Raw genomic sequence first — 25,664 nt, 5'->3', positions numbered from 1 at the left:
CCGGGATTGACATCGGCGCGGGGGCGCAGCATCCATTCGCCCTAAACTTGACCCTCGTGGTCACCCGTCTGTCGCACTTCTTCCTCCGCACGCTCCGTGAAGACCCCGCCGACGCCGAGGTCACGAGCCACAAGCTGCTCGTGCGCGCCGGCTACATCCGGCGCCAGGCGCCAGGCATCTTCGCGTGGCTGCCGCTGGGTCTGCGCGTGAAGGCCAAGGTCGAACAGGTCATCCGCGAGGAGATGACGAACGCCGGAGCGTACGAGGTGCATTTCCCCGCGCTGCTGCCGCGCGAGCCCTACGAGATCACGAATCGGTGGGAGGAGTACGGCGACGGCATCTTCCGCCTGAAGGACCGCAAGGACGCCGACTACCTGCTGGCGCCCACGCACGAGGAGGTCTTCACACTCCTCGTGAAGGACCTGTACTCGTCGTACAAGGACCTGCCGCTCACGATCTACCAGATCCAGGACAAGTACCGCGACGAGGCGCGCCCCCGCGCAGGCCTCCTGCGCGGCCGCGAGTTCACGATGAAGGACGCGTACTCGTTCGACTCCTCCGACGCCGGACTCGACGCGAGCTACATGGCGCAGCGCGACGCGTACGAGCGCATCTTCCAGCGCCTGGGTCTCGAATACGTCATCGTGCAGGCGGATGCGGGGGCGATGGGCGGTTCGCGCTCCGAAGAGTTCCTGCACCCGACCGCCGTCGGCGAAGACACGTTCGTGCGCTCGGCCGGCGGGTACGCGGCCAACGTCGAGGCGTTCACGACCGTCGCCCCCGAGCCGATCGCGCTCGACGGGCTCGGCGGCCCGGTGATCTTCGACTCGCCGAACACGCCGACGATCCAGACGCTCGTCGACCACTCGAACGCGCACCTCGACGCACCCGCTTCGGGGATCGCCGGCCCCGCCACCGACGGCGTCACCGAGTGGACTGCCGCACACACCCTCAAGAACGTCGTACTGGCGCTGACCCACCTCGACGGCACCCGCGAGCTCGTGATCGTCGGCGTGCCCGGCGACCGCGACGTCGACGACAAGCGCGTCGAGGTGGCGTTCGCGCCGGCCGCCGTCGAGCCCGCCACCGAGCAGGACTTCGCGGCGAACCCGCTGCTCGTCAAGGGCTACATCGGCCCCTGGTCGGAGACCGGCGCCGTGCTCGGCGAGGAGTCGGCGACCGGCATCCGGTTCTTCCTCGACCCCCGGGTCGTCGACGGCACCGCGTGGGTCACCGGCGCCAACATCGACCAGAAGCACGTGCACACCCTCGTCGCAGGCCGCGACTTCACCGGTGACGGATTCGTCGAGGTCGCCAGCGTCCGCGCGGGTGACCCCGCACCCGACGGCTCGGGTCCGGTCGAGCTCGCCCGTGGCATGGAGATCGGGCATGTCTTCCAGCTCGGCCGCAAGTACGCCGACGCGCTGGGTCTCAAGGTCCTCGACGAGAACGGCAAGCTCGTGACCGTCACGATGGGCTCGTACGGCATCGGTGTCACCCGCATCCTCGCGATCATCGCCGAGCTGAACAACGACGCCAAGGGCCTCATCTGGCCCGCCTCGGTCGCGCCGTTCGATGTGCACGTCGTCGCGGCCGGCCGCGAACCGGTGATGTTCGATGTGGCCGCACAGCTGTCGGCCGACCTCGAGACCGCGGGCCTCGACGTGCTCTACGACGACCGGCCCAAGGTCTCGCCCGGCGTGAAGTTCGGCGATGCCGAGCTCGTGGGCGTGCCGAAGATCGTCATCGTGGGCCGCGGCGCCGCCGACGGCCAGGTCGAGCTCTGGGACCGCCGCACCGGCGACCGCGAGGTCGTCTCGGTCGCCGACGCCGTCGCCCGCCTCAGCGCTCGCTGAGGGTCGGCGGGTCGTCCGTCACGATGACTTCGGGCCGGGGCTCGGGACCGGGCTCGGGCACGGGCGGCGCCGGCGGGGGAGTGAAGCGCGGTTTCTTCCGGAAGTATTGGCCGACGGGTCGCAGGAACGGCAGGATCGCCGCTGCGATCGCCGTGAGGAAGAGGGCGCCCACGACCACCCAGAACGTCGTGTCGCCTCCGACCTCGGGGCCGACGAACGACATCGACGATGCCGCGGCCTGCCACGCCCACCACTGGTTCGACACGATCACCATCGCGAAGCCCGCGGCCGGCAGTGCGAGGACGGCCAGCACCACACGCGCCGCGCGGCTCGCGCGCCGCAGTCGCAGCACGAAGACCACCTCGACGACCACGAGCGCGAGGGTGGGCAGGCCGATCGGCACGTAGACGAAGAGGATGTCCCAGGCCGGAGCGCCGACCTCGGCGGCCTGACCGAAGACGAGTCCCATCCACGCGAGCCCGACGGACTGCACGAAGATCACCACCCACCAGAGGTAGAACGCTGCGACCACGGGCCAGGGCGCGCGGGGCCGCGGAAGTTCGGCCGTCTCCGGCTGTTCGAGAGCGATCGGAGTGCTCATCACGGTGTCTCCGCCCAGAAGACCGACTTGATCGTCCCGTCGGGCTCGAGCAGATCGAACTCGTATCCGCCGTTCGACACGTCCTTTTGCGAGACATCGAAGATGTCGTAGTACGTGAGGGTGCCGTCGCCGTTGTCGCGCCCGCCGTCCTCGATGGTCGGATACCCGGGGATCGACACCGTCGTGTATTCCGTGTAGTCGCCGTCGTACACGAACCAGTAGCTCGGAGGCGCAGTCCACGAGAAGCAGTCCAGCCCGCCGTCGGGCGTCGCCTCCATCGTGACGGGCACGGCGACATACATCCCGTTCTGCGGCGGCGCCGCGGCCTTCTCGGTGACGTCCACGGGGGCATCCACCGTGAACGTCGCGATGTCGCGTGGTTCCATCGCGGCGGTCGGCGCGACCGTGATCGTCCTGCCGTACGGGAACGAGGGTTCGGAGATGGTGTCGACCCCCACCAGGTCCGGGGCGAAGAAGGCCGAGTAGTAGGCGTCGGCGTCGATGTCGATGTCGTCCGGCGGGGTTCCCGAGAGCAGCTGGCAGTCCGCGTAGCCGTAGACGTGGACGCCGAGATCGGGCTGCGGGATCGCGCTCGCGGCGCCGAACACGCCCGCGACCAGCGCCATCACCACCCCCGCGACCGCGGCAGCGGAGCGACGCCCGCGCCCTTCGAGCGCGACGACGCCCGCCGCGATCGCGGCGACGGCGAGGGCCACGGTGACCGACGGCCCGGCGGTCTGGCCCCACCAGGCGAAGAGCAGGAGCAGGCACGAGAGCAACGCCGCGGCGCCGAGCGCGAGCGCGAGAACGGCGGGCAGCCGCGATCGAGCGGGCGCCGCCGACCCTCTGTCGAGGGCCGGCGGCGGACCGACCGGGGGGATGACGTATGCCGTCGGGGCAGCTTCCTGCTGCAGCGCCACCCCCTCGGCGGTCGCTCGTGGTGCGGGGCTGTAGCCGACGTCGCCGTCACCGGCGTCACCGCCGCGGCTCCACGGCTCGTCAGCACTCATGTCGCACCCCCAGTGGCATCCGCTCCCTCGCGCATGCCATGTGTCCCCAGGCAGAATGATGCACCCGACAAGCGTTTTGATACAACGGTGTATCCGAATCGATCCGTCGCGCCTCGTCCCGCGTGGCGAGAACGTTCACGCGTCGTCCACCGAACAGCGGCTCCGCGTGGCACTCTGGGCGTCATGGGCCCCAGCGACACCGGAACCATCCCGCACCCTGTGACCGAGGAGCTGCGCGCGACCATCGCCGCAGCAGGCATCACCGAGAGCACCGACCTGGTGGCACGCATCCTCGCGACGGGCATCGGGATGGGGATCGACGACACCGACCGCCTTGACCTCAAGATCACCTCGGCTGCGCTCAGCGAGATGCGCGCCGCGTTCCGGCTGTTCGCGCCGTACCGCGGAATCCCGAAGGTCACGATCTTCGGCTCGGCGCGCACGCTGCCCGAGGACGCCCACTACAGTCAGGCGTCGGACGTGGCCACGGCGCTCGCCGATCGCGGCTGGCTGGTGGTGACCGGTGCGGGGCCGGGCATCATGCAAGCCGCCGCCGAGGGTGCCGGGCCTCACAACTCGCTCGGCGTGTCGATCCGTCTTCCGTTCGAGGAGAAGCCGAACGCGATCGTGGGTGCGAACGCCCGCAACGTGGCGATGAAGTACTTCTTCACGCGCAAGCTCATGCTCGTGAAGGAGTCGAGCGGCTTCGTCTGTGTTCCCGGCGGCTTCGGCACGCTGGACGAGATGTTCGAGCTGCTGACGCTGCAGCAGACCGGCAAGGCCGATCCGACGCCGATCGTCCTGCTCGATGCGCCCGGCGGCACGTTCTGGGCGGGACTGCGCCGATTCGTCGACGATCACCTGATTCCGTCCGGCGTGATCTCGAAGGGCGACTTCGATCGCGTGCTCGTCACCGACTCGGTGACGGCCGCCGTCGACGAGCTCACCGGGTTCTACCGCAACTACGACTCGCTGCGGTGGGTCGGCAAGCGGCTCGTGCTGCGCGTGAAGGCGGAGCCGACGGATGCTGAGGTGGAGGCGCTCAACGCCGCGTTCGGCGACCTCGTCACCGAGGGCGGCATCGAACGGCGCGGACCGCTCGCCGTCGAGATCGAAGACGACGACGAGCTGCAGTGGCCGCGGCTGGTCCTGCGGCTGAACCAGTTCCGCGTGGGCGAGCTGTACCGCCTCATCCGGGCGATCAACACGCTGGAATCCGCACCGGCAGGCTGACGGCGCGCGGTCGCCGCACGGCGGAGGTGCGGCATGCGTCTCGATGAGGCCGTTCTCATGTCCTCGTCGCCGGCCGTTCACCTCCGGTTCGGGCGAGCTTCGCCGCACGCGGCGAGGCTGGCGCCACCCCACGCCAGCCCGTTGCCATGCATGCCGAGAGGACGCTCGTGAGCATCATCGAAGGATTCCGCCGTTCCCTGCCCATGGCAGACCACGCACGGGGCAAGCGCCTCGCCGTGACCTGCCAGTACAAGTGCGCCAACGCGTGCCTGGGCCCCGAGTGCAACTCGTCGCACAACGAGACCTTCCAGGAGGTGGCCGCAGCCGCGCTGTCGCGTCGCGCGCTGCTCGGCCTCGGTGCCGCGGGTGCCGTCGCCGTCGCCGTCGGCGGCCTCCGCGGGCAGACGCCGCTGTCGGGCCCGGGCTCGTCGGGTGTCGGGGGAGCGGGCGCCGCATTGGCGCGACCCGCGGGCGGCAGCCTCCCGTTCGACCCGATCGCGCCGGTGAATCGTCTGGTCGACGAGTTCACCGTGCCGGCCGGGTACACCTGGCGTCCGATCATCCGATGGGGCGACCCGCTCTTCTCGAACGCCCCGGTCTTCGACATCAACGCGCAGACGCCCTCCGCGCAGGCCGTGCAGTTCGGCTACAACAGCGACTATCTCGACATCGTCGCCGACCCGAGCGGCAAGACCGGTGTGCTGGTGAACAACCACGAGTACGTCAATCCCGAGATCATGTTCCCGCCGACCGCCGACGCCGCCGAACTGCAGCGTCGAGGCGACATCTACAAGGCCGCGCAGGGCATGTCGGTCGTCGAGATCACCCGCAAGCGCACCGGCGAGCCGTGGTCGTACGTCGTCGACGGCAAGCGCAACCGCCGCATCACGGTCGAGACGGTGTTCGAGCTGACCGGACCCGCCGCGGGCAGCGACCTCGTGAAGACGGCCGCCGACCCCGAGGGTCGCTGGGTCCACGGCACACTCGGCAACTGTGCCGGGGGCACCACGCCGTGGGGCACGATCCTGTCGGGCGAGGAGAACTTCAACGGCTACTTCGCGTGGGCCGCCGACACCGCCGCGCAGAAGCGCTACCAGTCCTCGTCGTCGACCTCGACGTCGACCGGCTGGGACAAGTACGACCCCCGCTTCGACGCGCACAACGCCGACTATGTCAACGAGCCCAACCGCTTCGGCTACATCGTCGAGATCGACCCGCAGGACCCCACCTCGACCCCGCGCAAGCACACCGCGATGGGCCGCTTCAAGCACGAGGGCGCCAACGTCATCGTCGCCGAGGACGGCCGCGTGGTCGCGTACATGGGCGACGACGAGCGCAACGACTACCTCTACAAGTTCGTCTCGAAGAACAAGATCTCCGGATCGCGCAAGAAGAACCTCCAGCTGCTGAGCGAGGGCGACCTGTACGTCGCCAAATTCTCGGGCAACTCGCCGGCGAACCAGATCACCGGCACCGGCGCCTTGCCGGCCGACGGCAAGTTCGACGGCTCGGGCACCTGGATCCCGCTCACGCAGAACGGCGAGAGCGTCGTCCCGGGATTCACGACGGAGCAGGTGCTCGTCTACACGCGTCTGGCGGCCGATGCCGTGGGCGCGACCAAGATGGATCGTCCGGAGGACGTCGAGCCCAGCCCCAAGACCGGCAAGGTGTATCTGGCGCTCACGAACAACTCGGCGCGATCGGTGGCGACCCTCGATGAGGCGAACCCCGTCACCGGGAACCGCTACGGCCACGTTGTCGAGCTGACCGAGACGGCCGGGCAGTCGGGCACCACGTTCGGCTGGAGCATCCTGCTCCTCTGCGGCGACCCCGCCGTCTTCGGCAACTCGTACTTCGCCGGCTTCCCCAAGGAGCTCGTGTCGCCGATCTCGTGCCCCGACAACGTCGCCTTCGACTCGGCCGGCAACCTCTGGATCTCGACCGACGGCGCGCCGAGCACGATCGGCTACAACGACGGCCTGTTCCTCGTGCCGCTCGAGGGCGCCGAGCGGGGCCACGTTCAGCAGTTCCTGTCGGTGCCGCGCGAGGCCGAGACGTGCGGTCCCGTCATCCACGACAAGGACGGCCTCGTGTTCGTCGCCGTGCAGCACCCGGGTGAGGGCGGCACGTTCGCCGCACCGACGTCCCTCTTCCCGGATTACGGCTCGTCGGCGTCGGGCGCCGTCGCCACCGCGCCCCGCCCGTCGGTGGTGCAGGTCTACCGCGCCTGAGCTCGGACGCCGGATCGAGACGCCGCCCCGCCTTCGTCAGGCGGGGCGGCGTCCTCGTCGTGGCGTCACGACTCCGGGTTGGGATCGCCCAGGATCCAGGGCGGTCCCAGCGGGACGACGCGGCGCCCCATGGTCCGCCAGTAGAACTTCTCGACGAGCATGTAGGCCGCGAGCGCAGAGGCCACCATCAGCAGGATCGAGCCGGTGATCGCGAGACCCTCCGTCGCGGTGAACGCCGCGACCGACTGGAGTCCCAGCCCGAGCGAGACACTCAGCAGCGTGATCGGCAGCACGGAGTTGTGCACCGCGCCCGCGGGCGTGAAGAGCAGCGCCAGGATCGCGAACACGAGCGAGAAGAGCCCACGCGCCTGGGCGGTCACCTCGAAGAAGCCGAGCTCCTCACCGAGGAGGAATCCCGGGACCACGATCCAGTACCAGCCGAAAGCGTTGTACACGATGAAGTGGAAGTTGTCGCCCGCGAAGTACGACAGCATGCCCGCTGTCACCTGCACGACGCCGCCGAACACGGCGCCCACCCAGAACACGGGCGCGTCGTCCTGAAGGCCGAGATGCGCGAGCTGCGCCGTGACGGTGGCGATCACGAAGCCCAGCAGGCCGATGAGCCCGGGGTCTGCGACGCGCAGACCGCCGCCGCGAGGAACGCGGATGGCGTCGGTGATCGCGATGTTCGTCGTGCCGTCGGTCATGCCCGTGCCCCCTGTGGATCGCCACTGCCGCCTGAGTCGTGCACGGCCAGTATGGCGGAGCGGAGGTGACGGGGAGAGCGTCCGCGCCGGTCAGCGGCGTGACGGCCGACGCCTGGCGGGCGTCAGCAGCTGACCCTGCCGTGCGACATGGTGTCGTCGGGCGTGTCCCGCGTCACGAGCGCCTTCAGCATGCCCGCCGCGGTGACGAGTCTGCCGTGCCGGGGCTCCCAGAACTCGCACTCGACGGGCGTCACGCGCAGCAGAACGATGCCGGGCGTCTCGAGTCCGTTCTCGAACCAGATGTCGAGGCTGGGGGAGTACAGCTCCTTCATCTTCGCCGCATCGCGAACGACCTGGGCCCGGCCGGCGACGGAGACGTAGCGGTGTCCTTTGGAATCGAGGTACGACAGGCCCACGTCATGCTGCGGATCCGCCTGGCTCTCCGACACCTTCGCCGTGTCGGCGAGCGTGAAGAACCAGATGTCGCCCTTGCCATCCATCTGGCGTGTGCTCATCGGCCGGCTGACGAGGTTCCCCGCGGAGTCGCGAGTGGTCAGCATGGTGAAGTCGATGTCCTCGACGAGTTCCTTGACCCGCGCGATCGCTTCGGGGCCGGTGACGAGATCTTCCTTTGTGTGCGTCATGCGTCCAGGCTCGATCGGGCGGTCGGCGGACGCCAGGCCATTGACATGAGGGATGCGGGCGCATAGCCCCGTCGCACCGTCCGGTCACATCTGCGCGAAGCGGGCGCGGGCGATGGTGAAGGCTGCGTAGGCGAAGAAGCCGATGCCGATGGTCCAGGCGAGCGCGGGACCCAGCGGCAGCCCCAGAATCGCGTCGATGGCACCGTCGAGGCTGCCCGCAGCCTCGGCGTCGGTGACGAGCGCTGCGACGCTGACGAGGACGCCGAGGGCCGTCAGGGCGACCCCTTTCGCAACGAATCCCACGATTCCGAGCACGGTGACCCACCGTCCCACGGTGCCGTCCGGAATCCGCATGCGCGCGCGGAAGCTGCGCCTCGCGCCCATGATCACGAAGACGACGCCGGCGATCCCGATCGCGAGGCCGATGACCGCCAGGACGATCGAGCCGCCGGGACTGCGGAGCAACTCGCGGCTGGCGTCCTCCGCGGTCTTGTCGGCGTTCGGTCGGGCGCCGATCGCCACCGCCGCCGAGATCAGACCGAACGCGAGGAAGACGACGGCCTGCCCCCATTCGGCAAGCCGGCGCCCCCACTTCCGAGCGGCGCCCTTCGTGTCGCCCGACCGATCTCGCGCCAGAAGTCCCTCTGCGGCGTGCCACCCTCCGAGCGCGCACAGTCCGATCGCGATGAGCCACAGCATGACGAAGCCCGCGGGTGCACCCGCCACGGCCTTCAGCGCGCCCACTTGGTCGCCCTCGCCCTTTCCGCCCGCGGCGATCACGAGCACGATGACGCCGATCAGCGCGTGGATGATCGCGTTGGCGACGTAGCCGGCGCGCGCCAGCACCTCGAAGACGGAGTTCGACTCCGCCTCGCGGGCGAGTCGCTTCGCGCCCGTCTTCACCTCGTCCCGTGTCCCCATCCCCCTCACGCTAACTGCCGGTGACACGGCGAGCAGGGGCTTGACGCAGCTCAGGCAGGGGGAGCCCGCGGAGGGGCACGGCCAGCCGGCCCCCGCCGAGATCACGGGCACGCGATCTATCATGGGGCGGATGATCCGCGAGGACCACAGGCCACCGGCGACCGGCTGGAGCGTCGTACCTCGCCTGGTGCGTGGAGCTCCCCCCGTCGTGCTGGTCGTCGTGGGCGCGCTCTCGCTCCTGGTCGGGCTGCTCATCGTGACACGACCGCTCACGTCCCTCGTGCTGCTGACCGTGTACGTGGGCCTCAGCGCCGTCTTCTCCGGCCTTGCGCGCATCATCGCCGCGCCCGAGACGCCGCTGTGGTCCCGAATGGTGTTCGGCGGCCTGTGGATCGCGCTGGGGCTGGCGGTGCTCTTCGGTCTCGGCCGCACGCTCGAGCTGCTGCCCGAGATCATCGCGGTGCTCCTCGTGCTGGGCGGCCTTGCGTCCATCTACGACGCGGTGTCGCGCGGCAGCGTGAGCCAGCGCGTGCTCGCCGGTGTCTGGGGTGGAACCCAGATCGCGTTCGGCGTGCTGTCGTACGCATGGCCCGACGTCACCGTCCTCCTCGTGGCGGTGATCTTCGGTGTCCGCACGGTCGTGTTCGGCGCCACCCTCCTGGTCCGCGCGGTGCGCGCCTTCGTGGAGGGAAGGCGTTCCGTTCCGGGGACAGGGCTGCCCGCAGCATCCGTTCCGGAATCCACGACGCGTCGCCGCCGCGCCCGCGCCGCGTGGCTGGCCGTGGGGCGTTACGCGCTCTCGGCGCTGCTGGTGGTGCTCGCGGTCGGCGGGTGGTGGGCGAACTCGTGGTTCGAGGACGGCGCCCAGGTGGTGGACGCGTTCTACGACCCGCCGGTGATCGTGCCGTACGACCACGGGCGCCTGATACGCAGCGACGACTTCTCCGGGCAGAAGCCCGCCGGCGCCGACGTCCGCCGCATCCTCTACACGACCCGCGACGCCAACGGCCAGCCGGCGGTGGCCAGCGCACTGGTCATCGTGCCGCAGGACCCGCCCCCTGGCCCGCGACCTGTCGTCGTGTGGAATCACGGCACCACCGGCGTCGCCCGCGGGTGCGCGCCGAGCCTGCGCGATGCGTCGGCGACGAAGTGGGCGATCCCCGGACTCGACCAGGCGATCGCGAACGGCTGGGTCGTCGTGGCCTCCGACTACTCGGGACAGGGGGCTCCCGGCGTGTTCCCGTACCTGATCGGCCGGGGCGAGGCACGCTCGTCGCTCGACGCCGTCATCGCCGCGCGCGAGCTCGACGGCGTCACGCTGTCGAGCCGGACCGTGGTCTGGGGGCACTCCCAGGGCGGACACGCCGCCCTCTGGACCTCGCAGATCGCCGACGACTACGCGCCCGATCTGGATGTGCGGGGCACGGCCCTGCTCGCACCGGCCGCAGAGCCGGTCGCGCTCGCCGAGGAGCTCACCAGCGGCGACGCGAACGCCCTGCTGTCGATCCTCATCTCGTGGGTGCTCGTGCCCTACGCCGACACCTACGACGATGTCGACCTCACCCGCTACATCGCTCCGGGCTCCGAAGCGATCGTCCGCGAGATGACGCAGCGGTGCCCGTCCGAGCCCGGCGTGATCGTGTCTGTCGCGACCGCGCTCGGCGTCTCGGAGGACCGCCCGCTCTACGTCGGCGACCTCACTGCCGGCGCGCTCGGCCGCCGCCTCGAGGACAACACGCCGACGGGTCCGTGGACGCAGCCGATCCTCGTCGCGTGGGGGGACCAGGACGAGGTCATCCCTCCCCACCTGCAGCGCGAGTTCGTCGACCGGCTGTGTGCGGACGGGAATCAGGTGCGCAGCCTCGAATACCGCGGCTATGACCATCTGCGCACGCTGCTTCCCGGATCGCACTTCGTCCCCGTGCTCATCGAGTGGACGGATGCCCGCTTCCGCCACTCCGACACCCACGTCGACGACTGCGCCAGGTGAGGGGGAGGAGGGCGCCGGCCGCTCTGCAGGGCGTGGAGCCGACTCGCAGAACCGTCGGACGCGGCATCCGGTAATGTTGGAGGGTTCCGGCGCGCGTCGACGTGCTGGTGAGAGCTGAATACGGAGGCCACTGTGGACATCGATCTCGGACTGCTGCGGACTGTCGAGCGCGAGAAGGAGATCCCCTTCGACGAGCTCGTGCGCATCATCGAACAGGCGATCCTGACCGCCTACGCCAAGCACACCTCGCCCACGGGCGAGCTGCCGGAGGGCGCGCGCGCGGAGCTGGACCGCAAGACCGGTCACGTGGCCGTGTTCATCCCCCTGCTCGACGACGAGGGCGCGGTCGTGGGCGAGGAGGAGTCGACTCCCGAGGACTTCGGCCGCATCGCCGCGTTCGCCGCGAAGCAGGTCATCAGCCAGCGTCTGCGCGACATCGCCGACGACGCAGTGCTGGGGGAGTTCCGCGGCAAGGAGGGCGACATCGTCGCCGGCATCGTGCAGCAGGGCCCGAACCCCCGCATGGTGCACGTCGACCTCGGCAGCGTCGAGGCGATCCTGCCCCCCGAGGAGCAGGTGCCCGGCGAGGACTACGCGCACGGCGCGCGTCTGCGCGTCTACGTCACGTCCGTCGCGAAGGGCACCAAGGGTCCGCAGATCACCGTCTCGCGCACGCACCCGGGGCTCGTCCGCAAGCTGTTCGCGCTCGAGGTCCCCGAGATCCCCGCGGGTCTGGTCGAGATCGTCTCGCTCGCCCGCGAGGCCGGCCACCGCACCAAGATCGCAGTGAAGGCGAACGACCCGTCGATCAACGCGAAGGGCGCCTGCATCGGCGAGCTCGGCCGCCGTGTGCGCGCCGTCACCGAAGAGCTCGGCGGCGAGAAGATCGACATCGTCGACTACGACCCGGAGCTCGCCAAGTTCGTCGCGAACGCGCTGTCGCCCGCGAAGGTCACGTCGAGCTTCATCCTGGATGCCTCTAACAAGGCCGTGCGCGCGCTCGTGCCCGACTACCAGCTGTCGCTCGCGATCGGCAAGGAGGGCCAGAACGCCCGCCTCGCCGCCAAGCTCACGGGCGCGAAGATCGACATCCAGCCGGACTCGATCCTCGAGGAGGGCTGACCCGCGGCGCTGGCTCCCAGCCCCGGGGTGTAAGATGGACGCTGTACGAACGTGCGTCGGATGCCGCACGCGTGCTCTCCGGACCACTCTCCTCAGGGTGGTCTCCATCGATTCCCACCTCGTCGTCGACGAGCGTGCATCGATGCCCGGAAGAGGCGCGTGGGTGCACGAGACGCCGGAGTGCGTGGATGCCGCCATTCGGCGCCGCGCCTTCGTGCGGGCATTGCGTGTGTCAGGCCCGCTTGACACGCAGACCATCGAAGAGCACATCCAGCGAAAAGGCTGAACGGCTATGGAAACAAAGTGAACGGCTCGAAATGAGACCCGTCCGCCGATAACGGTCTGCCCTGTCTGGGTAGGCCCTAGACAGGAGAATTGTGGCTGGCAAACCACGCGTGCACGAGATTGCTTCCGAGCTCGGAGTCGACAGCAAGGTCGCCCTCGAGAAGCTGAAGGCGCTCGGCGAATACGTCAAGAGCCCCTCGTCCACCATCGAACCCCCCGTCGCGCGCAAGCTGCGCGCGGCACTCGAAGCCGACGGTGCGGCCAAGTCCGCTGACGCGGCGCCCGCTGCGGCGAAGCCCGCGGCTGCGGCTCCCGGCGCGCCGGCGGCGAAGCCCGGCGCACCCGCCGGTCGTCCCGGCCCGGCTGCGAAGCCCGGTCCGGCGCGCCCGGCCGCTCCGGCTGCCCCCGCGGCTCCGGCCGCGAAGGCCGCTCCGGTCGAGGCTGCCCCCGCGGCTCCCGCCGCGAAGGCACCCGCGGCACCGGCTCCCGCCACGCCGGCGGCCAAGGCTGCTCCCGCCGCCAAGGCTCCGGAGGCCCCGGCCGCGCCCGGTGCCCCCAAGCCCGGCCCCGCCGCCGCGACTCCCCAGCCGCCGCGTCCGGGTGGCACCCCGCGCCCCGGCAACAACCCCTTCGCGTCCTCGCAGGGCATGGGCCAGCGTCCCGCCGGCCCGCGTCCGGGCAACAACCCCTTCGCGTCGGCGCAGGGCATGGGCCAGCGCCCGAGCCCCGGCAACATCCCGCGTCCCCAGGCTCCGCGCCCGGGTGCTCCCCGCCCCGGCGCTCCGCGTCCGGGTGGTGCGGGTCGCCCCGGTGGTGGCGGTCGTCCCGGCGCTCCGTTCCAGCAGCGTCCCGGCGGCCCCGGTCGTCCCGGCGGTGCCGGCGGCGGCTTCCAGCGTCCCGGCGGCGCGCCCGGTGCGGGCGCACCCGGCGGCTTCGCCGGTCGTCCCGGTGGTGGCGGCGGTCGTGGCCGTGGTCCCGGCGGTGGCACCGCAGGTGCCTTCGGCAAGGGCGGCGGCAAGTCGAAGCAGCGCAAGTCGCGTCGGGCGAAGCGTCAAGAGTTCGAGATGCGGTCGGCGCCGGTCGTCGGCGGCGTCAACGTCTCGAAGGGCAACGGCGAGATCATCCGCCTGCGTCGCGGCGCATCGATCGCCGACTTCGCCGACAAGCTCGAGGCGCTGCGCGGCTACACCGTGCAGCCCGGCACGCTCGTCACCATCCTGTTCAACCTGGGTGAGATGGCGACCGCGACCGAGTCGCTCGACGAGGCCACCTTCGAGGTGCTCGGCGCCGAGCTCGGCTACAAGATCCAGATGGTCTCGCCCGAGGACGAGGACAAGGAGCTCCTCGAGGGCTTCGGTCTCGACCTCGAGGCCGAGCTGGAGGCGGAGAACGAGGAAGACCTCGAGATCCGGCCTCCGGTCGTGACCGTCATGGGTCACGTCGACCACGGTAAGACGCGACTGCTCGACGCCATCCGCCAGACCAACGTGGTCGCGGGCGAGGCCGGCGGCATCACGCAGCACATCGGTGCGTACCAGGTCTGGACCGAGCACGAGGGCATCGAGCGTGCGATCACCTTCATCGACACCCCGGGTCACGAGGCGTTCACCGCCATGCGTGCCCGTGGTGCGCAGGTGACCGACCTCGCGATCCTCGTGGTCGCGGCCGACGACGGCATCATGCCGCAGACGGTTGAGGCCCTGAACCACGCGCAGGCGGCGAACGTCCCGATCGTGGTCGCGGTGAACAAGGTCGACAAGCCCGACGCCAACCCGGCCAAGGTGCGTCAGCAGCTCACCGAGTACGGTCTGGTCGCCGAGGAGTACGGCGGCGACGTCATGTTCGTGGATGTGTCGGCTCGTCAGGGCACCGGTATCCAGGAGCTCCTCGACGCGGTGCTGCTCACGGCTGACGCGGGCCTGGACCTCACGGCCAACCCGAACAAGGACGCGCGCGGTGTCGCGATCGAGGCCAAGCTCGACAAGGGGCGCGGATCGGTGGCCACGGTGCTCATCCAGTCCGGAACGCTCCGCGTCGGCGACGCGATCGTCGCGGGAACGGCATACGGCCGTGTCCGGGCGATGGCGGACGAGAACGGCGACCCGGTCCTCGAGGCCTACCCCTCGCGTCCGGTGCAGGTGCAGGGTCTCAACTCGGTGCCGCGAGCCGGCGACACGTTCATCGTGACCGAGGAGGACCGCACCGCCCGTCAGATCGCCGAGAAGCGTGAAGCGGCCGAGCGCAACGCCCAGCTGGCCAAGGCCCGCAAGCGCATCTCGCTCGAGGACTTCACCCGTGCACTCGAAGAGGGCAAGGTCGAGTCGCTCAACCTCATCATCAAGGGTGACGTGTCGGGTGCCGTCGAGGCGCTCGAGGAGTCGCTCCTCAAGATCGAGGTCGACGATTCGGTGCAGCTGCGCATCATCCACCGCGGTGTCGGTGCGATCACCGAGTCCGACATCAACCTGGCGACGATCGACAACGCGATCGTCATCGGCTTCAACGTCCGTCCCGACACGAAGGCGCGCGAGCGCGCCGCCCGCGAGGGTGTGGATGTCCGGTTCTACTCGGTCATCTACAACGCGATCGACGACGTCGAGCAGTCGCTCAAGGGCCTGCTCAAGCCGGAGTACGAAGAGGTCCAGTCGGGTGTGGCCGAGATCCGCGAGGTGTTCCGCTCCTCGAAGTTCGGCAACATCGCCGGTGTCATCGTCCGCTCGGGCACGATCACGCGCAACGCCAAGGCGCGCGTCATCCGCGACGGCGTGGTGCTGGCCGACGGCCTGGCGATCGAGTCGCTGCGCCGCTTCAAGGACGACGTCACCGAGGTCCGCACGGACTTCGAGTGCGGTATCGGCCTCGGCAAGTACAACGACATCCAGGTGGGCGACGAGATCGAGACCACCGAGATGGTCGAGAAGCCCCGCGCGTAAGTAGCGCAACGTGAGGGGCGTCCTGATCCGTCAGGGCGTCCCTCACGCTTCGAAAGGAGCATCATCATGTCTTCGGAACGTCAGGCCCGTCTGGGCGACCGCATCCGCGTGATCCTGGCCGAGAGGCTCGAGAAGGGTCTGCGCGACCCGCGCCTGGGCTTCGTCACCATCACCGACGTCCGCGTCACGGGTGACCTGCAGCACGCGTCGGTGTTCTACACCGTGCTCGGCTCCGCCGAGGAGCGCGAGGATTCCGCCAAGGCCCTCAAGGCGGCGACCGGGATGCTGCGCTCCGAGGTGGGCAAGCACCTCAACGTGCGCCTCACCCCGTCGCTCGAGTTCATCCCCGACGCGATCCCCGAGAACGCCGGGCACATCGCCGACCTGCTCCGTGAGGCGCAGGAGCGGGATGCGGCGGTCGCAGGCCTTGCGGCCTCGGCCACGTACGCCGGCGACGCCGACCCGTACCTCAAGCCGCGCGAACTCGACGACGACGAGTAAGCGCACCACAACGCACGCGGAACGCCGCGACCGACTACCTCGGTCGCGGCGTTCCGCGTACCCGGGCAGATTCGGTCAGAGGGGGAGGCGCAGCATCCCGTCGGATGCCTCGGCGAGCCCGTCCCCGATGAGCGAGTCGATGGCGCGGTCGCGCTGCAGCGCGTCAGGCCAGTCCGGCACGACGTCGGCGAGCGGCACCGCGTGGGTCGCAGCATCCCTCAGCGTCTTCAGCACCGCGCCGCGCGCCTGCCGGTCGCTGCCCTCGTACCGCGCCTGCTTGCGTCGCTCGTCGCCGGTGTCGGGCCGGCCGGCGGCGAGCCAGGCGCAGCGGTCGCTGAGGGGGCACACTTCGCAGCGCGGGACGCGAGCGGTGCAGACCGTCGCACCGAGCTCCATCGCCGCCGCGTTCACGGCGGCGGCTGCGGTGAGGTCCGGGGGCAGGATCTCCTCCATCGCCGCGAGGTCGCGCCGCGAGGGCGGCCCGGGCTGCGACCTGCCGTCGATGGCGCGCGCAAGCACTCTTCGCGTGTTCGTGTCGACGACGGGATGCCGGTCGCCGTACGCGAAGACCGCCACGGCCCGAGCGGTGTAGTCGCCGATGCCGGTCAGCGCGAGCAGCGCGTCCACGTCGCGCGGGACGACGCCGTCGTGCCGGTCGCGGATCTCCACCGCCGCACGGTGCAGCCACAGGGCCCGCCGAGGATAGCCCAGGTTCGCCCACTGGCGCACCGCGTCGGCGGGGGCGGCCGCGGCCAGATCTCTCGGCGTCGGCCATCGCGTGAGCCACGCCTCGAGAAGGGGGATGACGCGGTTCACCGGCGTCTGCTGCAGCATGAACTCGCTCACGAGCACGCCCCACGCCCCGAATCCGGGCCGCCGCCACGGCAGGTCGCGCGCGTTCTGGCGGTACCACTCGACCAGGGGAGCGGCGAGGTCGGGCATGCCTTCCAGCCTAAGTGGCGCCTCACATCGTCGGAGATCTGCACGACCGAGGAGCAATGCGCGCGCGCAGGTTGCCTCGTGTGTGCGGATCTCCTCGGATCTGCGGACAGAGGGCACCATGTGCCGCGCCGTAGGCTGGAGGCATGCGCCTGCCCGTCACTCCGACAACGACGCTGTGGCGCGATCTGCGCGACCGTGTGCGGCGGCGGTACCCCGCCGGCCGCGTGATCGTGGCGATCGACGGGCTCGACGGCGCGGGCAAGACGGTGTTCGCCGACGGTCTCGCCGAGGTCTTCGCCGAGACCGGCGACGCCGTGTTCCGCGCGGGGATCGACGGCTTCCACCGTCCCCGGGCCGAACGGTACCTGCGCGGGCGACGCAGCCCGGAAGGCTTCTACCAGGACTCGTACGACTACGCCACGTTCCGCCGCGTGCTCATCGACCCGTTCCGCGACGGCGCACAGACCGCCGCCGCGACCGGTTTCCAGCTCGCCGCCTTCGACGTCGCGCGCGACGCGCCGGTCGAGTCGCAGTGGGTCACCGCTCCGCTCGACGCGGTGCTCGTCGTCGACGGCATCTTCCTCAACCGTCCCGAACTGCAGGACCTGTGGGACTGGTCGGTGTGGCTCGATGTCCCCGTCGGCGTCGCCTACGGCCGCATGGCGCTCCGAGACGGCTCGGATCCGGATCCCGAGGCGCCCTCGAACGCGCGCTACCGGCAGGGGCAGGAGATCTACCTGAACGAGGCGCACCCGCGGGCCGCAGCATCCGTCATCGTCGACAACACCGACCTCGCACACCCCCGGATCGTGGGGCGCGGCTGATGGCGGCACCCGGACTCCTGCTGGTCGACAAGCCCGGCGGCATCACCTCGCACGACGTCGTCGCGCGCGCGCGACGCGCACTCGGCACGCGCAAGATCGGCCATGCCGGCACGCTCGACCCGATGGCGACGGGCCTGCTCGTCCTGGGCGTCGAGGGCGCGACGCGGCTGCTGACCTTCGTGGTCGGGCTCGACAAGACGTACGAGGCGACCATCCGGCTCGGTGTCGCGACCGACACCGACGACGCCGAGGGCCAGACGCTGTCGACGACGGATGCCTCGTCCCTCGCCTCCGCCGAGATCGCCGCCGGCATCGCCGCACTGACCGGCCGCATCTCGCAGGTGCCCAGCACCTACTCGGCGATCAAGGTCGACGGGCGCCGCGCCTACGACCTCGCGCGGTCGGGGGAGGACGTTCAGCTCAAAGCTCGCGAGGTCACCGTGTCGCGGTTCGACGTGCTCGCCGAGCGCCGCCCTCCGACAGGCTCAGGGGCCGAGGCGGTCGTCGACCTCGACGTCGTCGTGGACTGCTCGAGCGGCACCTACATCCGCTCGCTCGCGCGCGACCTCGGCACTGCGCTCGGCGTCGGCGGCCATCTCACGGCGCTGCGCCGCACCCGCATCGGCCCCTTCGACGTCGCGGACGCCGCCGATGTCGACGCGCTGGCCGACGCGCCGCTGCTCGGCCCCGCGGACGCGGCCACCGCTGTCCTCGGCAGGTTCGACGTCACCGCGGATGAGGCGCGCGACCTCCGCCACGGCAAGCGACTGCTGGGCGCCGCAGAGCGGCTGCCCGCGAACCCGACCGCCGCGATCGATCCGGAGGGTGTGCTCGTCGGCATCGTCGAGCGCCGCGGCGCCGACGTGAAGAGCGCGATGAACATGCCCGAGGAGGCCGCCCGATGATCCTGTGGTTCACGATCGCGCAGGTCGCCGTCGCCGTCGCTGCCGGGCTGTTCTGCGTGATCGCCGGCCTCGCAGGTCGTCGGCCCAGCGACTGGACGGTCGGCTCGCTGGCGCTCGTCGAACTGCTGCTGCTGGTGCAGGTCGTGATCGCGATCGTCGCGCCGCTCGCGGGCAATCCGCCGTCGGGGAGCCTGCTCGAGTTCTGGGTCTATCTCGTGTCGGCGGTGCTGCTGCCGTTCGCCGCCGTCGCGTGGGCGCTCCTCGAGCGCAGCCGCTGGAGCACGGTGATCATGGGCATCGCCGCCCTGTCGATCGCGGTCATGGTGTGGCGCATGTACGTCATCTGGACCGTCCAGGTGGCCTGAGAAGCCGCGGCCCCGGCGACAAGAACTAAACTCGTCTGGTTATGTCGACCACACCCGCTCGCCCCCGCATGACCGGCATCGGCCGCGTGCTCGTGATCGTCTACGCGATCATGGCCCTCGGCGCCACCGGTCGGTCCTTCGTGCAGATCGTCGAGCGTTTCGACGAAGCACCGGTCGCCTACACGCTGTCGGCGCTCTCCGCGGTCGTCTACATCGTCGCGACGCTCGCCCTGATCTTCGCCGGCCGCCGCGGCTGGTATGTCGTGGCGTGGGTGGCGATCGTGTTCGAGCTCGTCGGAGTACTGGTCATCGGAACGCTGAGCCTCGTCATGCCGGAGCTCTTCGCCCACCCGACGGTGTGGTCGTGGTTCGGCATGGGCTACCTGTTCGTCCCGCTCGTGCTGCCGTTCCTCGGCATCTGGTGGCTCGCGACGCACCACCCCGCGGCCGAGGTGCTCACCTCCGCACCCGCGGCGGTCGCCTCGTGATCGTCTTCCGCGATCCGAGTGAGGTGCCCGCGGGCTTCGGCCCCTCCGTCGTCGCGATCGGCAAGTTCGACGGCGTGCACTCGGGGCACCGCGCGGTCATCGACCGGGCGCGGGTGGATGCTGCCGCCTCCGGTGCGCGCGTCGTCGCGGTGACGTTCGACCGCAACCCGCTGGCGCTCCTGCGCCCCGAGATCTGCCCCGACAGCCTGGTGGGCGTGGAGCAGAAGCTCCGTCTGCTGGCGGACGCCGGCGTCGACGCGACGCTCATGCTCACGTTCGATCGCGCGCTCGCGGACCTGAGCGCACGCGAGTTCGTCGAGCACGTGCTCGTGGGCGCCCTCGGCGTGCGGATCGTGATGGTCGGCGCGGACTTCCGATTCGGCCGCGGCGGCGCCGGAAACCCCGAGCTGCTGCGCGAACTCGGACCCGAGTTCGGCTTCGAGGTCGACGTCGTCGACGACGTGCGCGCCATCGACGCCGGCCGCCGCGTCTCGTCGACATGGGTGCGCGAACTGCTCGACACCGGCGACGTCGCCGGCGCGACGCGTCTGCTCGGTCGCCCTCACTCCGTGCGCGGCGAAGTCGTCCACGGACTCAAGCGCGGACGTGAGCTCGGCTTCCCGACCGCGAACCTCTCGGCCGACCTCGAGGGGTTCGTGCCCGCCGAGGGCGTCTACGCAGGATGGCTGGTGGACGAGGGGATGCCTCGGGCCGGGGCGTCCGAGCCGCGCAGCAGCGTGCGGTATCCGGCGGCGATCAGCATCGGAACGAACCCCACCTTCGACGATGTGACCGTCCGCCAGGTCGAGGCGTACGTGCTCGACGAGACCGACCTCGACCTCTACGGACACATCGTCGAGATCGAGTTCGTGTCGCGGGTCCGGGGGATGGTCGCGTTCGAGGGGATCGAGCCGCTCATCGCGCAGATGGGCGACGACATCGTGCGGGTGCGGCGCCAACTGGCCTGACGCGCCGGGCCGCGGCATCCGTCCGTTCGCCGGCGCCTTCCTCGACCCGTAGACCGGCGCACCCGCTCGCCCCTACGATCGAGGCGTGCACGCGCTGGACCTGCTGGCGGCCGCCGGTGCCGCTGATTCCCCCAACCTGTGGGGTGCGCTGGGGTGCGCGGTCGCGTACTCCGCCTCGCTGCTGGCGACCCTCGACGCGTTCGCTGATCTCATCCTCGCGCGCGGCGACTCGCCGGCAGGGCGGCTGACACCGGGCATCGGCATGAAGTTCGCGTCGAAGCTCATCGCGGCCGCGATCGCGGTCGTGTCGGCGGCCATAGTTCTGGCGCTCGATGACAACTGGTTCGCGTTCACGACGCTGTCGATCGCGTTCGTCGTGGTCGTGGGGATCGGCGTCTTCGTCCTGCTGCGGCACGCGAAGGTCACCGCCGCGCCGCCGGCGTCGACGGGCGGTGGAGGCATCCGTCCCGCCTCTTGATCCTGAGCATCGTGCTCATGTGAGCAAAGTTTGTTCAGATGTTGGCGACCGCCCGCGGTCTGTGTCAGCCTGGAGAAGACGACGGAAGGAGGACCGTGGACGCCGTCGACGAACTTCTCTCGATCCGCGCGGCCGAGCTCTACTACGAGGAGAACCTCACGCAGGAGGAGATCGGCCGCAATCTCCAGATCACGCGCTGGAAGGTCGGGCGCCTGCTCACCCAGGCGAAGGACGAGGGCTTCGTCCGCATCGAGATCCTCCACTCCCGCGCGCGCCGTCCGCAGCTGGAGCGGCGCCTCCGCGAGGAGCGCGGCCTGGCCGACGCCGTCGTGGTCTCGCGCGCGGGCGTCCGCAGCGAGGACGAGCTCCAGCAGCGGGTCGCCCAGGCGGCCGCCGACCACCTCACCGGCCTCCGGCCGAGCCCACGCGTGCTCGGCGTCAGCTGGGGGCGCACCCTCTCCGACATCGCACACCACCTGCGCGACGGCTGGTCGCAGGCCACCGACGTCGTGCAGATCAACGGCGGCGTCAGCATGAGTCAGCGTCCCGGCACCGCGGCGGCGACCGCAGTCAGCATCGCTCAGAAGGGCGGGGGCACGGCGGCGCTGCTGCCGAGTCCCGCGATCCTCGAGCAGCGGGCGACGAAGGAGGCCATCGAGGCCGACCGCGTCGTGGCCCGAGTGCTCGACGCCGCGCGCTCGGCGAACGCGTACCTGTTCAGCGCGGGCGCCGCCGACCACGGCTCCGTCCACGTCGACAGCGGCTACCTCACGACGCCCGAAATCGATCGACTCGTCGCGGCGGGCGCCGTCGGCGACGTCGTGGGGCGGTACATCGACGCCGGCGGACGCATCGTCGACGCCGATCTCGATGCCCGCACGGTCGGCCTCTCGCTCGACGATCTGCGCCGTGCCGACAGCGCGATCGCCGCGATCGCCGGCGCGCCCAAACGCGCGATCGCTTCCGCGGTGGTGGCGTCCGGGCTGTGCACCGTGCTCGTCACCGACGAATCCACTGCGCAGCACCTGCTCGACGGGTGAACGTCGGCGTCAGCATCCCATCTCTCGACCCCAACGAAAGCCAGGTCATGACATGTCAGGCACCTCCATCGTGACGCTGCCCGAGAGGGCCGTCGAGCTGCTCGGCGGGCAGCCCGACGACACGACACTGCGGCGTTACCTCCACGGGCTCCCGGGCGTCGACGCCGTCGGGCTCGAGCAGCGCGCCGGGGATCTCGGCACCCGCTCCATCAAGACGACGTCGAAGGCGTGGGCGCTCGACAAGATCATCGAGCTGATCGACCTCACCACGCTCGAGGGCGCCGACACGCCCGGCAAGGTGCGCTCGCTCGTGGCGAAGGCGCTGAATCCGGATGCCTCCGACCCGACCTGTCCCCGCGTGGCGGCCGTGTGCGTGTACGGCGACATGGTGCCCTACGCCGTCGAGGCGCTGGGCGCCGCGCACGGAGACCCCGACGACGGGGGAGTGAGTGTGGCCGCCGTCGCCACGGCGTTCCCGAGCGGCCGCGCGTCGCTCGAGATCAAGCTGGCCGACACCGCGGAGGCGGTCGCCCACGGCGCCGACGAGATCGACATGGTCATCGACCGCGGGGCGTTCCTCGCCGGCCGCTACGGTCTCGTGTTCGATCAGATCGCGCGCGTCAAGCAGGCCTGCCGCCGCGAGGACGGCACGTACGCGTCGCTCAAGGTGATCCTCGAGACCGGCGAGCTCACCACCTACGACAACATCAAGCGCGCATCGTGGCTGGCGATCCTCGCCGGCGGCGACTTCATCAAGACGTCGACCGGAAAGGTGCAGCCCGCGGCGACGCTGCCGACGACCCTCCTCATGCTGGAGGTCGTGCGCGACTGGTACCGGGCCACCGGCGAGAAGGTCGGTGTGAAGCCGGCCGGCGGCATCCGCACGTCGAAGGACGCCATCAAGTACCTCGTCACCGTCGCCGAGATCGCCGGCGAGGAGTGGCTGCAGCCGCACCTCTTCCGGTACGGGGCATCCAGCCTCCTCAACGACGTGCTCCTGCAGCGGCAGAAGCTGAAGACCGGGCACTACTCCGGCGCCGACTACGTGACCATCGACTGAACCGGGAAGAAGACATGAGTTTCCTCGAGTACGCACCGGCGCCCGAGTCCCGCGCCATCCTGAATCTGCGCGATGAGTACGGGCTGTTCATCGACGGCGACTTCCGCGCAGGATCGGGCGAGCCGTTCGTCACGATCTCGCCCGCCGACGAGAAGCACATCGCCACCATCGCCACGGCGAACGAAGCGGATGTCGACGCCGCCGTCGCCGCCGCGCGCCGCGCCTACGACAAGACGTGGTCGAAGATGAGCGGGCGTGACCGCGGCAAGTACCTGTTCCGCATCGCGCGCCTCGTCCAGGAGCGGGCACGCGAGCTCGCCGTCGCGGAGAGCCTTGACAACGGAAAGCCGATCAAGGAGAGCCGCGACGTCGACGTTCCGCTGGTGGCCGCCTGGTTCTTCTACTACGCCGGCTGGGCGGACAAGCTCGACTACGCGGGCCTGGGCTCGGACCCGAAGCCCCTCGGCGTCGCCGGCCAGGTGATCCCCTGGAACTTCCCGCTGCTGATGCTCGCGTGGAAGATCGCCCCGGCGCTCGCGGCCGGCAACACGGTCGTGCTCAAGCCCGCCGAGACGACGCCGCTCACCGCGCTCCTGTTCGCCGAGATCCTGCAGCAGGCCGACCTTCCGCCGGGCGTCGTCAACATCGTGACGGGCGCCGGCGCGACCGGGGCCGCTCTGGTGCGGCATCCGGGCATCGACAAGGTGGCCTTCACGGGATCCACCGCCGTCGGCCGGGAGATCGCCAAGGCCGTCGCCGGCACCGACAAGAAGGTGACGCTCGAGCTCGGCGGCAAGGCCGCGAACATCATCTTCGAGGACGCGCCGATCGAGCAGGCCATCGACGGCATCGTCACGGGGATCTTCTTCAATCAGGGTCAGGTGTGCTGCGCAGGCAGCCGACTCGTGGTGCAGGAGTCGATCCACGACGAGGTCGTCGACCGGCTCAAGGCGCGCCTGTCGACGCTGCGTCTCGGCGACCCGCTCGACAAGAACACCGACATCGGTGCGATCAACTCGCTCGAGCAGCTCAATCGCGTGCGGGAGCTGTCTCGCATCGGCGACGAGGAGGGTGCCGAGCGCTGGACGGCCGACTGCGTGATCCCCGACAAGGGCTTCTGGTTCGCGCCGACCATCTTCACGAACGTGCAGTCGAGCCACCGCATCGCGCGCGACGAGATCTTCGGTCCCGTGCTGTCGGTGCTGACCTTCCGCACGCCCGACGAAGCGATCGCGAAGGCGAACAACACGCCCTACGGACTGTCTGCGGGCGTGTGGACCGAGAAGGGGTCGCGCATCCTCGCGGTCGCCGACAAGCTGCGCGCGGGCGTCGTCTGGGCGAACACGTTCAACCGGTTCGACCCGTCGTCGCCGTTCGGCGGCTACAAGGAGTCCGGCTACGGCCGCGAGGGCGGCCGCCACGGACTCGCCGCGTACCTCAAGGGAGCCTCGGCCGGCGATGCTGCGCGTCGCGTCGAAGCCGGCCGTTCGAAGAAGGAGGTCTCGGCATGAGCAAGCGACTGACCGTTCCCAAGACGTACAAGCTCTACATCGGAGGCGCCTTCCCGCGCAGCGAATCGGGCCGCACGTACGAGGTGGCGACGCCGAAGGGCGACTTCCTCGCGAACGCCGCGCTCGCCTCCCGCAAGGACGCACGGGATGCCGTCGTCTCGGCGCGCGGCGCCGTGAAGGGCTGGTCGGGCGCCACCGCGTACAACCGCGGTCAGGTCCTCTACCGTGTCGCCGAGATCCTCGAGGGTCGTCGGGCGCAGTTCGTGGACGAGATCGTGCAGCAGACGGGCGTCTCTGCCGCGGTCGCCGCAGCCGAGGTCGACGAGTCGATCGATCGCTGGGTCTGGTACGCCGGCTGGTGCGACAAGTTCGGCCAGGTCGCCGGCAACGGCAACCCCGTCGCCGGTCCGTACTTCAACATCTCGGTGCCCGAGCCGACCGGGGTCGTGGGCGTCATCGCCCCGCAGGACACGGCTCTCGTCGGTCTCGTGTCGGCCATCGCGCCCGCGCTCGTGACCGGCAACTCGGTCGTCGTGGTGGCGTCGCAGCGCTACCCGCTGTCGGCGATCTCCCTCGCCGAGGTGCTGGCGACGAGCGACGTGCCCGGGGGAGTCGTGAATGTGCTCACCGGCTCACCCGCCGAGATCGCGCCGTGGCTCGCGTCGCACCCCGATGTGCACGCGCTCGACCTCGTCGGCGCCGGCGACCTCGACTGGATCGACCTCCAGATCGCCGCGGCCGAGACGCTGACGCGCGTGCTCCCTCCCGAGAACGGAACGGATGCTGCGGCCCCGAGCCTCGCCCGCATCACCGCGTTCACCGAGACCAAGACCGTCTGGCACCCGAAGAGCCTGGTGTAACGGCGCGGGACGGCCGACGACGGGAGCGGGACGGATGCCTCGGGCCGAGGCATCCGTCCCGCTCCGTCGTGCCATCCGGTCTCGGGCGATCCCCGTCCGCTCGCAGAATCGGATCCGCACGTGCGGACGCTGTGTGTGACACGCCGGTCGGCACAGCCCGGAAGCGGCGTGTCGGCCCGTCCGTCCGCA

24 protein-coding genes are annotated in these 25,664 nt (G+C 70.4%); 18 read left to right on the top strand and 6 right to left on the bottom strand.

What is annotated here, in order from left to right; all coding sequences use genetic code 11:
* Positions 1-56: 56 nt before the first annotated feature.
* Complete coding sequence (locus tag ASF40_RS14295) at positions 57-1,856, top strand: proline--tRNA ligase (protein ID WP_056371471.1); 1,800 nt, start codon at positions 57-59, stop codon at positions 1,854-1,856.
* Here ASF40_RS14295 and ASF40_RS14290 read toward each other — a convergent pair.
* Positions 1,843-2,457: a hypothetical protein gene (locus tag ASF40_RS14290; RefSeq protein WP_056370226.1), complete on the bottom strand. Its 615-nt coding sequence runs from the start codon at positions 2,455-2,457 to the stop codon at positions 1,843-1,845. The two genes, ASF40_RS14295 and ASF40_RS14290, sit on opposite strands and share 14 nt — an antisense overlap.
* The gene (locus ASF40_RS14285; protein WP_056370225.1) at positions 2,457-3,467 is read right to left on the bottom strand and encodes a hypothetical protein; all 1,011 of its coding nucleotides are present in this window, start codon (positions 3,465-3,467) and stop codon (positions 2,457-2,459) included. The genes ASF40_RS14290 and ASF40_RS14285 overlap by 1 nt, the downstream gene beginning before the upstream one ends.
* 183 nt (positions 3,468-3,650) lie before the next feature.
* Here ASF40_RS14285 and ASF40_RS14280 point away from each other — a divergent pair, with 183 nt between their 5' ends.
* Positions 3,651-4,700, top strand: coding sequence for a TIGR00730 family Rossman fold protein (locus ASF40_RS14280; protein ID WP_056370223.1), 1,050 nt, complete (start codon positions 3,651-3,653; stop codon positions 4,698-4,700).
* 203 nt (positions 4,701-4,903) lie between these two features.
* Positions 4,904-6,931 carry a PhoX family protein gene (locus ASF40_RS14275; RefSeq protein WP_082497165.1) on the top strand — a complete coding sequence of 676 codons (2,028 nt, stop codon included), beginning with the start codon at positions 4,904-4,906 and terminating at the stop codon, positions 6,929-6,931.
* Positions 6,932-6,996: 65 nt separating this feature from the next.
* Here the strand turns inward: ASF40_RS14275 and ASF40_RS14270 are convergent, their stop codons facing one another.
* The 3 genes from ASF40_RS14270 to ASF40_RS14260 form a co-directional block, all read right to left on the bottom strand.
* Complete coding sequence (locus ASF40_RS14270) at positions 6,997-7,638, bottom strand: acetate uptake transporter family protein (RefSeq protein WP_082497080.1); 642 nt, start codon at positions 7,636-7,638, stop codon at positions 6,997-6,999.
* A 122-nt stretch (positions 7,639-7,760) separates the two neighbouring features.
* Positions 7,761-8,282: a pyridoxamine 5'-phosphate oxidase family protein gene (locus tag ASF40_RS14265; RefSeq protein ID WP_056370221.1), complete on the bottom strand. Its 522-nt coding sequence runs from the start codon at positions 8,280-8,282 to the stop codon at positions 7,761-7,763.
* An 84-nt stretch (positions 8,283-8,366) separates the two neighbouring features.
* Positions 8,367-9,203, bottom strand: coding sequence for a DUF1206 domain-containing protein (locus ASF40_RS14260; protein ID WP_056370219.1), 837 nt, complete (start codon positions 9,201-9,203; stop codon positions 8,367-8,369).
* Between the two features lie 130 nt (positions 9,204-9,333).
* On the opposite strand from ASF40_RS14260, the gene ASF40_RS14255 reads away from it, so the two are divergent.
* The 5 genes from ASF40_RS14255 (at position 9,334) to rbfA (ending at position 16,034) form a co-directional block, all read left to right on the top strand.
* A complete protein-coding gene (locus tag ASF40_RS14255) occupies positions 9,334-11,193 on the top strand; it encodes a lipase family protein (protein ID WP_082497079.1) in 1,860 nt (619 codons plus the stop codon).
* Between the two features lie 132 nt (positions 11,194-11,325).
* Positions 11,326-12,315, top strand: coding sequence for a transcription termination factor NusA (gene nusA / locus ASF40_RS14250; protein WP_056370215.1), 990 nt, complete (start codon positions 11,326-11,328; stop codon positions 12,313-12,315).
* A 34-nt stretch (positions 12,316-12,349) separates the two neighbouring features.
* Positions 12,350-12,601: a YlxR family protein gene (locus ASF40_RS20905; RefSeq protein ID WP_082497078.1), complete on the top strand. Its 252-nt coding sequence runs from the start codon at positions 12,350-12,352 to the stop codon at positions 12,599-12,601.
* A gap of 91 nt (positions 12,602-12,692) precedes the next feature.
* Positions 12,693-15,533 (top strand): translation initiation factor IF-2, encoded by a 2,841-nt coding sequence (infB, locus tag ASF40_RS14245; protein ID WP_235560248.1) that lies wholly within the window; start codon positions 12,693-12,695, stop codon positions 15,531-15,533.
* 66 nt (positions 15,534-15,599) lie between these two features.
* Positions 15,600-16,034 carry a 30S ribosome-binding factor RbfA gene (gene rbfA, locus ASF40_RS14240; RefSeq protein WP_056370212.1) on the top strand — a complete coding sequence of 145 codons (435 nt, stop codon included), beginning with the start codon at positions 15,600-15,602 and terminating at the stop codon, positions 16,032-16,034.
* A gap of 75 nt (positions 16,035-16,109) precedes the next feature.
* Here the strand turns inward: rbfA and ASF40_RS14235 are convergent, their stop codons facing one another.
* Positions 16,110-16,976, bottom strand: a complete 867-nt coding sequence (locus tag ASF40_RS14235) for an A/G-specific adenine glycosylase (RefSeq protein WP_056370209.1) — start codon at positions 16,974-16,976, stop codon at positions 16,110-16,112.
* Positions 16,977-17,119: 143 nt separating this feature from the next.
* Between ASF40_RS14235 and ASF40_RS14230 the strand changes: the two genes are divergently transcribed.
* From ASF40_RS14230 to ASF40_RS14185, 10 genes are all read left to right on the top strand, one after another.
* The gene (locus ASF40_RS14230; protein ID WP_056370207.1) at positions 17,120-17,800 is read left to right on the top strand and encodes a hypothetical protein; all 681 of its coding nucleotides are present in this window, start codon (positions 17,120-17,122) and stop codon (positions 17,798-17,800) included.
* A complete protein-coding gene (gene truB / locus ASF40_RS14225) occupies positions 17,800-18,705 on the top strand; it encodes a tRNA pseudouridine(55) synthase TruB (protein WP_056370205.1) in 906 nt (301 codons plus the stop codon). The genes ASF40_RS14230 and truB overlap by 1 nt, the downstream gene beginning before the upstream one ends.
* The gene (locus ASF40_RS14220; protein ID WP_056370203.1) at positions 18,702-19,070 is read left to right on the top strand and encodes a hypothetical protein; all 369 of its coding nucleotides are present in this window, start codon (positions 18,702-18,704) and stop codon (positions 19,068-19,070) included. Before truB ends, ASF40_RS14220 begins: the two co-directional genes overlap by 4 nt.
* A 68-nt stretch (positions 19,071-19,138) precedes the next feature.
* The gene (locus ASF40_RS14215) at positions 19,139-19,558 is read left to right on the top strand and encodes a hypothetical protein (RefSeq protein WP_200919521.1); all 420 of its coding nucleotides are present in this window, start codon (positions 19,139-19,141) and stop codon (positions 19,556-19,558) included.
* Positions 19,555-20,526 (top strand): bifunctional riboflavin kinase/FAD synthetase, encoded by a 972-nt coding sequence (locus tag ASF40_RS14210; RefSeq protein WP_056370199.1) that lies wholly within the window; start codon positions 19,555-19,557, stop codon positions 20,524-20,526. Before ASF40_RS14215 ends, ASF40_RS14210 begins: the two co-directional genes overlap by 4 nt.
* A gap of 85 nt (positions 20,527-20,611) precedes the next feature.
* Complete coding sequence (locus ASF40_RS14205; RefSeq protein ID WP_056370196.1) at positions 20,612-21,004, top strand: hypothetical protein; 393 nt, start codon at positions 20,612-20,614, stop codon at positions 21,002-21,004.
* Positions 21,005-21,099: 95 nt separating this feature from the next.
* Positions 21,100-22,044, top strand: a complete 945-nt coding sequence (locus ASF40_RS14200; RefSeq protein ID WP_056370194.1) for a sugar-binding transcriptional regulator — start codon at positions 21,100-21,102, stop codon at positions 22,042-22,044.
* Positions 22,045-22,096: 52 nt separating this feature from the next.
* Positions 22,097-23,104, top strand: coding sequence for a deoxyribose-phosphate aldolase (gene deoC, locus ASF40_RS14195; RefSeq protein ID WP_056370192.1), 1,008 nt, complete (start codon positions 22,097-22,099; stop codon positions 23,102-23,104).
* Positions 23,105-23,118: 14 nt separating this feature from the next.
* The gene (locus tag ASF40_RS14190) at positions 23,119-24,615 is read left to right on the top strand and encodes an aldehyde dehydrogenase family protein (protein WP_056370190.1); all 1,497 of its coding nucleotides are present in this window, start codon (positions 23,119-23,121) and stop codon (positions 24,613-24,615) included.
* Positions 24,612-25,475, top strand: a complete 864-nt coding sequence (locus ASF40_RS14185) for an aldehyde dehydrogenase family protein (protein ID WP_056370187.1) — start codon at positions 24,612-24,614, stop codon at positions 25,473-25,475. Before ASF40_RS14190 ends, ASF40_RS14185 begins: the two co-directional genes overlap by 4 nt.
* Positions 25,476-25,664 lie beyond the last annotated feature (189 nt).

Source organism: Microbacterium sp. Leaf288, from assembly GCF_001422925.1.
GTDB lineage: Bacteria > Actinomycetota > Actinomycetes > Actinomycetales > Microbacteriaceae > Microbacterium.
This window is presented reverse-complemented; position numbering and strand designations above follow the sequence as displayed.